6 protein-coding genes and 1 pseudogene are annotated in these 9957 nt (G+C 33.4%); 4 read left to right on the plus strand and 3 right to left on the minus strand.

What is annotated here, in order from left to right:
- The first annotated feature begins 115 nt into the window (after positions 1 to 115).
- Positions 116 to 1330, plus strand: a complete 1215-nt coding sequence (locus PLL47_RS06850; RefSeq protein ID WP_324445448.1) for a calcium/sodium antiporter — start codon at positions 116 to 118, stop codon at positions 1328 to 1330.
- Positions 1331 to 1859: 529 nt separating this feature from the next.
- Here the strand turns inward: PLL47_RS06850 and PLL47_RS06855 are convergent.
- On the minus strand, positions 1860 to 3008 hold the full coding sequence (locus PLL47_RS06855; RefSeq protein WP_324445449.1) for a hypothetical protein: 1149 nt from the start codon (positions 3006 to 3008) through the stop codon (positions 1860 to 1862).
- A 1668-nt stretch (positions 3009 to 4676) separates the two neighbouring features.
- On the opposite strand from PLL47_RS06855, the pseudogene PLL47_RS06860 reads away from it, so the two are divergent.
- The 3 genes and pseudogenes from PLL47_RS06860 to PLL47_RS06870 form a co-directional block, all read left to right on the plus strand.
- Positions 4677 to 5342 (plus strand): annotated as a pseudogene (locus PLL47_RS06860) (sensor histidine kinase); the annotation flags it as partial.
- Between the two features lie 423 nt (positions 5343 to 5765).
- Complete coding sequence (locus PLL47_RS06865) at positions 5766 to 6014, plus strand: hypothetical protein (RefSeq protein WP_324445450.1); 249 nt, start codon at positions 5766 to 5768, stop codon at positions 6012 to 6014.
- An 80-nt stretch (positions 6015 to 6094) separates the two neighbouring features.
- Complete coding sequence (locus PLL47_RS06870; RefSeq protein WP_324445451.1) at positions 6095 to 6280, plus strand: hypothetical protein; 186 nt, start codon at positions 6095 to 6097, stop codon at positions 6278 to 6280.
- A 225-nt stretch (positions 6281 to 6505) separates the two neighbouring features.
- On the opposite strand, the gene PLL47_RS06875 is transcribed toward PLL47_RS06870, so the two are convergent.
- Both PLL47_RS06875 and PLL47_RS06880 read right to left on the minus strand, forming a co-directional pair.
- Positions 6506 to 7207 (minus strand): hypothetical protein, encoded by a 702-nt coding sequence (locus PLL47_RS06875; RefSeq protein WP_324445452.1) that lies wholly within the window; start codon positions 7205 to 7207, stop codon positions 6506 to 6508.
- Positions 7208 to 7467: 260 nt separating this feature from the next.
- On the minus strand, positions 7468 to 8238 hold the full coding sequence (locus PLL47_RS06880) for a hypothetical protein (RefSeq protein WP_324445453.1): 771 nt from the start codon (positions 8236 to 8238) through the stop codon (positions 7468 to 7470).
- Positions 8239 to 9957: the final 1719 nt, after the last annotated feature.

The following is a 9957-nucleotide window of genomic DNA, read 5'->3' on the forward strand; positions in this document are numbered from 1 at the left end:
CGGCAGGTATTTTTGCCTTCTTATGTTGACCAGGTCTTTATCCTGTTCTCAGTTTCGCTTTATATGCTTATATATTGAGGATATGTTTAAATAAAACTCTAACTCACATTTCAATGTGTACTTAATTGATGTCCTTATTTTTGTTGGAGGATTACTACTGCTCGTAAAAGGGGCAGACCTCTTTGTGACGTCATCGTCCTTGATTGCTAAAAGGTTTGGAGTCTCAGAGTTTATAATAGGGTTAACTCTGGTCTCAATAGGGACATCCGTACCCGAGCTTGCCTCTTCCCTTGCCGCATCCTTCGAACATGCAAACGGGATAGTCATAGGCAGTATACTTGGGTCAAATATCGCAAACATAGGGCTTATAGCTAGTACTGCTGCCCTTCTGTCCAGTGTGAAAACTGAGAAATTAATGCTTAAAAGAGACGGCTATATAATGTTATTTTCCGCCATCCTTTTTTCTCTGTTTGTTCTGGACTTCAGAATCTCAAGAACAGAAGCCATTATTTTTCTTTTGCTATATTTCGTTTATCTTCTGTTTCTGCTCGACAAGGTCAGAAAACACGAAGAGGACATCTATTTTAAAGGTTTTATGATTTATTTTCTTAAGTTTGAGTATATTTTCGATTTAAACGCAAGAATTAAAACTGGTTTTAGAGGACGAGTTGAAGAGAACAAAATAAATAGAGCCATAAAAGAGATTTATGAAGAAACAGAAGAGAAGTCTGGAAAAGAGGTGCTGGTTCGTTCAGAGAATCGTTCAGAGAATCGTTCAGAGAATCGATCAGAGAATCGTTCAGAGGATAATACTTACTCTGAGATTAAAACCGGATATGAAACTGAAATTAAAAATGAAACTGAAAGTCTTTCTGAGAGCAGCCTCTTAATAGAGTTTATCAAACTGATTGCAAGCGGAGTTGCCATAATAATCGGGGCAAAGTACTTCATAGAGCAGTCAATTTTTTTCGCTCAGCTTCTGGAGATTCCAGAAACTCTTATCGGTATAAGCCTTGTAGCAGTCGGGACTTCCCTGCCAGAGCTCATGGTAACGGTTTCTGCAGCCCGCAGTGGATATGCCGGCATGGCTCTCGGAAATGTCCTTGGGTCAAATATTACGAATACGCTTTTGATTATGGGATGTTCTGGACTTGTTCACCCTCTTACGGTAACTGGAAATACTGTTTATTACATAACCCCTTTCATGCTGTTTATCAGTCTTCTGCTCCTTCTATTTATCCGGACGGGCTGGAGAATTAAAAGGTATGAAGCACTTATTCTTTTCCTTGTCTATTCTGGATTCATGATTTTTATCTTCAGCCGTGGATAACGTCTTTGGATAAGGGACTATACTTACTCAGATTCATGAAACGCAGGATTATAAGGGTTGATAAGATCTAAAAATACTCTTTCACACATTTTTTTCTTCATTTTCAAATCTCTTCTTTCTTCTCATTCTGCTTTATAATTTTCCCGGTGAACTCAGGTTTTTCTTATTTCATATCCTTCTGTTGATAGGGCTTTTACTGCATTCTCCCGATTTATCTCTCTGACCAGAATATAATCGGTATTATCCTATGTACATCCATAATATAGTTTTTTTAGTTGGGGCTATGGGTTTTAAAATTTAAATAACTTTGCAGAATCAAAAAATTGATCAATTAGATATACGAACATATGTTCATTCGTTCAGATATTGTAATTATGTATTCTATTTTCTATACAGTTCTGTAGAAAACGTGAATTTTATTGTTATACATTAAATACATAATTGTGTATAATATATACAACAAACTTTATATATTACTTCCTAGAGTAACAACCTCAAATAACGAGTCTTTTTATTCTTTGTATATACTTTAATTTGTTTTAGCAAACTTCAATGTTGATGGTTTAATTTTTTTCACTTTATTATAATCGGTCACGCTAATGGTTGTAATTTCTTTTTGGTATGCAATGATTTTTCCATTCATTCGGGCATAATAGAACACTATTTCATCCCCCTGTCTTTCGGATCTAATTATCATATTATTTCCAAAAAAGTTTCTATTCAGGTAATCAAAATCTAAAACAGTTGCATCTTCGTTATTTCGGTATTTTCCGGCAATTGATTCTGATTCAAGACGTAATTCTCTTTTATTTTGAATATAAATAAATCTAAAGGGTATTTCTTCGTAAATAGAACGTGTTACGATTTGATTTTCTCCATTAACCAAATATTCATAATAATTCCTTAAACCAACTGGTTTTGAAGGGTTATATTGCTTTTGAATGATTATAGAACCTTTGTTTGAATTAATGGCTTCCTGAAAAGCATCAAGCAATAATTCTTTCTTTTGTTCATCCGATAATGAATTATCAAGAATGCCGTCAACCAATGCTGATAATTTGTCTTCGTTGACGTTCTTGAAAAAATCTGCTGTGAATATTTGGCTTTGAAGTTTTTCCTGTAGTTTTGAGCCTATGTCATTTGGAGAATATTGACTTCCACTACTTCCACCTGACACCATATTTCCAGCAGAGAATGGCGAATTTTGAGTTCCATGAATAGATTCATATATATTTTTGAAAACCTCCGGCTCGTCTTCAATAATTTCCTTCAATTTATGTAATTGGAATTCTCTATAACGTTTTATCCCTTCTTCTCTTGCAAGGTAGGGGGTTTTGATATGTTGGTATCCAATTTCTGTAACTTGATATAGGAAAGGTTTCTTATCATTCACTTTTTTAACATATTTGTATCTTTGATATTGATTCAACATACCTCTAAAAGTTGTATGTTTAGCATCATATCCTTGAGATTTTAATAATTCCCATAATTCTTTACTTGAAATAGGATTAATGCAATTTTTGAGATACAATTGCTTAATCCTGCAATCTTTCTCATTATAATTTACTCTATGGACTTCATCACCCATCAATTCATTAATTGATTTTCCAGTTAATGCACTTAACATTTTGTAATTCTCAAGCTGCTTTTCTTTTTGCTCGGATTCATCAAGCTTCATACTATCACCAATTATATTTTTACAACCTTATATATTCATTTGAATATAAAGATTTGGAGTGAAATGTAATGTTTGCATATATGCCTACAAACACGCTTTTTTATTAAAATTTCAGACAACAGAAAACGATCAATTCAAATTATTAAAAAAAGGAATCCAACCGCCCCTTGCCTTCAACCCTGGGCACTGACTGGCATAGGTGGCGTCAGTGGCGTGACTGGAATGACTGGCGTGACTGGCGTGATTGGCGTAAGTGGCGTGGGTAGCAATAGTGGCATGACTGGTGTGGTTGGCGTGGCTAGTGTAGCTTGTGTGGCCTAAGTGGTCTAAGTGATCTTAGTAACGTAGATGGTTTAGATGGTGTAAGTGGTATAGATGACATAGATAGCATAGGTGGTGTGTCTGGCATGACAAGCGTGGCTGGAATGGCTAACCTAAGTGACCTAATTGGCCTAAATGGCCTAAATGGCCTAAATGGCCTAAATAGCATAACTGGTGTAGATGGCGTGGCTTAACTAAGGAGTGGTAAAAATATAATTTCAAATATTTACTTTAGGAATTGCTTCATAGCCATTGCTGAAGACAATATCAAGAACAAAAATCATGAAATTGTATTTTCTTTATTCCTAAAAGAAGAAATCTAAATATCTGAGAGCCTATCCTAAAAGTCATAAATGGCATACTAATGGCAAAATCGGTCATAGTTTTAATATAATTAGGTTCTGTATATGAGTGTTTATTACATTGTTTTGTGAGCTTCCAATTAATAAGTACCAAAAACAAAACAATTTTTCCAAAAATAGATTTAACGTTAAATAAAAAACCTATAATTTAAATAAAGCAAATATGCTGGATAATAGCTTTTTCACTTCATACTAATATCGGAAAAGAACATGATAGTAGGATTAGGATCTCCGGTATTGGTGGCATTGGGGATATTCTATGGGGAATACATTTTATGAAAGATATGCAACGAGCCGTTTCCCGATTGCACAAAATCCGTTGGGATGATGATAAATGAACGCCTTTGGAAAAGTCCGGAAATGGCTGACATTCGGATTGAATGCGGATCAAGAAGACAGTTTCAGAAAAACTCAATTTTTTGCGGACGTCACTCAAGCCCGAATTTTCATGTTTCTGATCATTCTGCCCTTTGCAATCCTTATAGTCAACGACCACAGATTTTTTGGATTTTCATCGAGATTCTATGTGCTTTTTGCACTTAGACTTGTTATTGTTGCATGCACTATCCTTTTCCTCGAAATCCTGCCAAAAATTAGGAACTACCATTCTTATGATAGAGCTGAATTCGTTTGGGGTCTTATTTTTGCTCTCACCCAAATCACATTGAATGCAATACGACCTAGTGATTTCATTGCCCACACTATTGCCATAGTTCTCTCTATCTTTGTAATGGTTCTTGCTATTCCAAATAAGTTCACCAACCAGCTTATTTTGTCTTTAGTGTACACCATCGGTCAGACATTGGTTATTATGCCCAGTATGTTGACATTACCAGAAGCTTCCTTTACGGTTTTTCTCAACCTATTTATTGCAAGTGCCGTTGCCATTGCATCCAGTTGGCTGCTCCATTTCTGGCGTAGGCAGGAATTTTTGACACGTGAGGAAATACAAAAAGCAAAGGTGGAGACTGAAATGCAGCTCATTGAGCGTATGAAAGCTGAAGAAGCCCTCACAAAAATCGAAATTGCCCGCCAAAAGGAAATTCATCACCGCATCAAGAATAATCTGCAAGTTATCTCTTCCCTTCTGGATCTTGAGGCTGATAAATTCAATAGTAAAGAATGTATAAACAAATTAGAAGTTATTGAAGCCTTCAGGGAAAGTAAGGATAGAGTGATATCAATTGCATTGATTCATGAGGAATTACACGAAGGTGAGGAAACTAATACCCTTAACTTTTCATTGTACTTGCAGAGGCTAGTTAAGAATCTTTTTCAGATTTATAGGCTTGGAAATGCCAATATCGACTTAAACATGGATCTCAATGAAAATGTTTTCTTTGATATGGATATTGCAGTCCCTTTGGGTATAGTTGTTAACGAACTTGTTTCTAATTCTCTTAAATATGCATTTTCAGACAGAGATAAAGGGATTATTCAAGTTAAACTGTTTAATGAAGAGAATAGATATACCCTAATAGTTTCAGATAACGGAGCTGGCATTCAAGAAAATATTGACTTAGAAAATCCAGATACACTTGGTCTTCAACTCGTTAGTATCCTTGTCGACCAGTTAGATGGTGAAATTGAATTAAAGAGGGATAATGGTACTGAATTCACTATCCGGTTTAGTATAAAGAAAGGATATTAAGAATCTGCTTACTCTCTAATTCCTGCTTCTCTACAGCTTCTTCAACAGGCTCATCCCTGTTATCCTTACAATCCTCCAGATCGGTCTCTGAGCCATGTGCCTGCAATGTCCATTCAGAGACCTGCAATCAGACAGTCCGCCAAGGTGCCCGCCAGGAAGTCCAGGTTATAATTGACCAGAGCCATCAAATCTTTTGTTTTGGGGACGAAAGACAATGGATTTGATATATTTATCCTGCAAGTCAAGACTGACCTCAGAGTATGACCTGCTGACCTACCGTTAATAGTATATCCTAAGTGCGGAATTCTTGTCCTAATCTTGAGAGTAATAGCATCATAAAAGAAATTGTGAAGATGAAAGACATAGAAGAAACCTAAACTTTACACAAATAAGAAAAAACTTCAGAGGGAGGAGGAAAAAACCATGACAGAAATGACTCTAATCGAAGCACTGAAAAAACTTGCACTAATCACGAAAAAAGGAATAGATACACTGATCCAGGTACCGGATAGTACAAGTGAACCTATTACAATAATTAAGGCAATTAAAGAGCTAGAAGATCACGCTTCTGACATCTCCGAAACTGATGATTTCATCATAAGTAGTGACGGTATTCAGAAAATAGGGAAAGATGGAAGTGAGATTGTTTATCAGGTTAAAGAAAGTACGTGACAGCCTTCATCCCATTCTAAACTAATAGCTTCGGTGCCACAATGCAGAAGACTTTTAGGAAATTTAACGGTAAAACCTACATGCTCGACGAATTGAGTTATTTCGGGCTTGATAAATCCGATGCCGAGAAAAGAAAATCCATGATAAAAAAGAGTGGGCTTGGAGCCAGATGCGTAAAGAAAGCAAATGGTAAATACGTAATTTATCGTGAGTACGTTGGGGATATAAACAAAGAAAATGGCTCTTCATTGTTTAGGGTGGGTTAAGAGCCGCTACTCAGCCGCACATTTTGATTAACCAGCAGCACATCAAATTTTTCGTTTTTGGGACGTTTATCAGTAGATGGGATATTTATTGCAATATCAAAATTGCTTTATTTTATGCAGGGTCCAAGGTCCCAGGCTGTCTAGGGTCGAAGGTTTGGAGATATTGCCAAGTCGAGGACAGAAAAAAAGTTTACTGTTAAATTTTATTTTTATTTCATTATCATTTTAATATCCTTCTTTATTTCCACATTTTAAACAAATTGTTCCTGAATGTGTACAATCGGTTTTACAACCGTTCCAATCACTACACAAATGACATTCTTCTTTATTATGAAGTTCTTTGATTAATCCAGTATTTTGATAGTAATCCCCTTTATCTTCTAAACTTTCAGCACCACATACTTTACATATTTTATTTATAATTGGATATGATCCACTAAATTTATCAAAACCGTGACCTACTATAATTTCTTTAAATCGTGCTTTTGCTTCCCTTTCTTCTTGTCTCTTTTTTTCTTCTCTTTCGTATTTTTCTTTTCTTTCTTTATATTCTTGAGTATCTTCGTAAGCAATTAAATTTTCAACATTATCATCAAGGTTATTTTTATTTAAATGACATGGATTAACATGATAAGACTTGGTTTTTCCGAATGCTGAAGCAATCCAACAATCTATCTGAAAATATGAGTTTCTTATTTTAATATAATTTCTTGAATTCATATCTGTAGATATTTTAACATTTTTTAATTGAAGACTGTTATACTTACCTGGTTTAGAAGAACAAGTTGGGTGAAGCAAGTTATGACAGCTATAATTTATTGGTATTTTTTCTGTAATCTTACCATTGATTTTTACATTTCCAAAATTAGAAACTTCAAGTTTATTTTTATAATATGAAAAATCACACTGTCTCCATACTTCTTCCAATGTTATTTATCTCCTTTATTTTTTATATACCAAATTATTTTTGTTAAAATTACCGTAAATATTTAAAAAAGTTAAGGTTTCCCTTAACATTTAATTTCTTTCACTGGACTGTATTTAAGAATTCCATTATCATTTTCGAACATAAAAACGGTTTCTGCTGTGATTTGAAGATTGTTAACAACTTCCTTCGGGATGGTGACCCCAAGACTTCCATACTGATTTAGTTTTCTAGCAGTAATTAGTTTCATTTTTCATCTTCCTTAATATGTATGACTTCTGGTTTCTTTTTTTGTTCCATCAGGTAATATCCAATAAGAACATATATCTGCATTACATTCTTCTGATGGATCATTACAATCTTCAACCCATTGGGATATTAGTTGTGGTTCACCTGTTTCCATTGCTATTTTTAATAAATTATTAATTTTATCTTCTTCCTGTTTTTCATATTCTATTTCTTTTTGAGATTCTCTATCGAGTATTTTTGTTATTTTTTCTCTAATTATTTTATTCGGTATTAATTTATTTTTATAATTTTTTTCTAATTCTATATCATGTGCAAGTTCTCTTGCTATTTCTTCTTCTGATAATATAATATATTTTGGATAATTTTCTTTCAATTCGTCAACTATATCTTTAATCATAATTGAATGAATATGGTCAATGTAATCAATTTCTATATCTTGTGTAAGATTTTTTTGTTTAATTTTGTTTTCTATATCTTTTTCAACATTAAAACATTCTAATATAATTTCTTCAGGTATTGGTATTAATACTTCAATTTTATTAAATTTTCTTGCCATTTCTGTGTATTTACAGAAAAATATTGAATATGGTTTATTATTTTTATAGATAATTTGATGTGTTTCAAAAACACTATCTAATTTGATTGGTTTTTCAAGTTTCAACATAAATTTTGTTTTCATATATTCTAATTTATTAAAAAATTCTACTTTTCCTTTGTAATTTTCAATTTCAAATTCTGTATTTTTCATTTCAATATCTGTATTTTTATATTCGATACGTATCATAATCACCTTTTATTTTATTTAATTTTAAAAATATTATCCTGTATGCCATATACAATATAAAATCTTATATATATAGATTTCTATATATAGATAAATATAGTTAAAATTTGAATACTAATAAGATAAATATCATAACATCAAAATAAAAAGATAAATTAGACTTTTAAGAGTCTGGATGTTCTGTAGTCTATCCTACAACCAGTCAAATTTTGCGACTTGGAGACTTTTTCCACCATGTATGATATATTTATTCAACAAGACCAAAATTACTTATTTTGGATTTTATTTTGTGCAGGGTCCCAAGGCCTGTAGAGTGCAGGGTATGGAGCAGGAGCCAAGTCCAAGTTCAGGTTCAGGTCCGGTTACATTTCACAGAGACAGAGTAAAGGTAAGGTGCCGGTCAGAAAAATAGTGAGTGCGGAGCTATAGATTATGGCTAGCCAACTATAGATTTTCACATTACATCAAAAAAGGTGTAATTCTTCAACATGCACTAAAATGTCGTCAAAGTCAAATATTTACCACGTTCAAGCCTATTTTATGATCACTCTCAGGAATGAATTAAAGCTTGAAATGAAGGAGATATTTCAATCTGAAACATTTTGTCAAGCTTTTTATTTTTTGCTCTAAAACGTGATATATGACGTGTTAACAGCTATTATAGAGGGTGTCCTGGAAGGCATATCTTCAGGTTGAACTTAAAGATTCTCTACTATAGAGGATGTCCTGAAAATAGTTCTGAGCAATTCCCATTATAATATTATAATGCAAAAAAATTCGATAGCACATGCGATTGTGACAAAAAAATTTTTTGCTGAGAAGAGATACTTTCAAACCTCCCGATGGTGAGGAGTAAAGTGTCAAAAATGCGATTTTATTTTGAACGTTTTTTCGATAGCAAGAGAATCCAAAAAAAAACGCAAGCATCGGTTGTCACTCCTCACCATCGTTTGTCACTCCTCGATATCGGGGGGCACGTTTTTTTCGCTTTTTTTAAGCGTTTTCCAGTGGAAATGAAGGTCAAAAGTGAAAAATAATGACAAATCGTGATAGATTATGAAAGAAAAAAGAGAATAGTGAAGTTATTCTTCTTCACAATAAGTCATTTCTTCTTTGAGCTTAGAAGGAATATTATTTCCAAACCAATGAATTGTTACATCATGTAATAATAATCTGCTTCGGTGGACGGAATCATAAACGTTGTCTTCAAAGTCTTGTTGATAATATTTGAATAATACAGGATCAATTGGAACGTTTCTTCCTGCAACTTGAACATTATCATAGGTTGAAGGTATGTATTCAGGGTTGTATCTTTGAAGTTTTTCATCGTAATAATTTTCAGGTGGAAGGTGAGTTCCAATGACTATAAGTGTATCATAATCTTGAAATTCATTGACTCCATGACAGCCGCCAAACCAAATTGCAGGACAACCCCAAAATGTACCGTATTTTTCTCCTTCTTTTATTGTTATGAGTTTCTTATATGTCAGGATGAAAACTTTGTGTTTTTTTCTATTTTTTTCATTATCAATTATTTTCTTTATCTGTTTTTCATATTCTTTTAATGTTAATTCTATAGTTTCATAATTCTTTCCTTTATAAAATCCGTTATTGCCATGTTTTATGAGTTTTGATGTTTTTCTTGTTTTATCGGAATAACTAATATTGTCAAGGCCGGTGAATAATTCCTCATTTTAGCCGGATTAAAATTCCCTGATT

Source organism: Methanosarcina sp., assembly GCF_035390745.1.
GTDB lineage: Archaea > Halobacteriota > Methanosarcinia > Methanosarcinales > Methanosarcinaceae > Methanosarcina.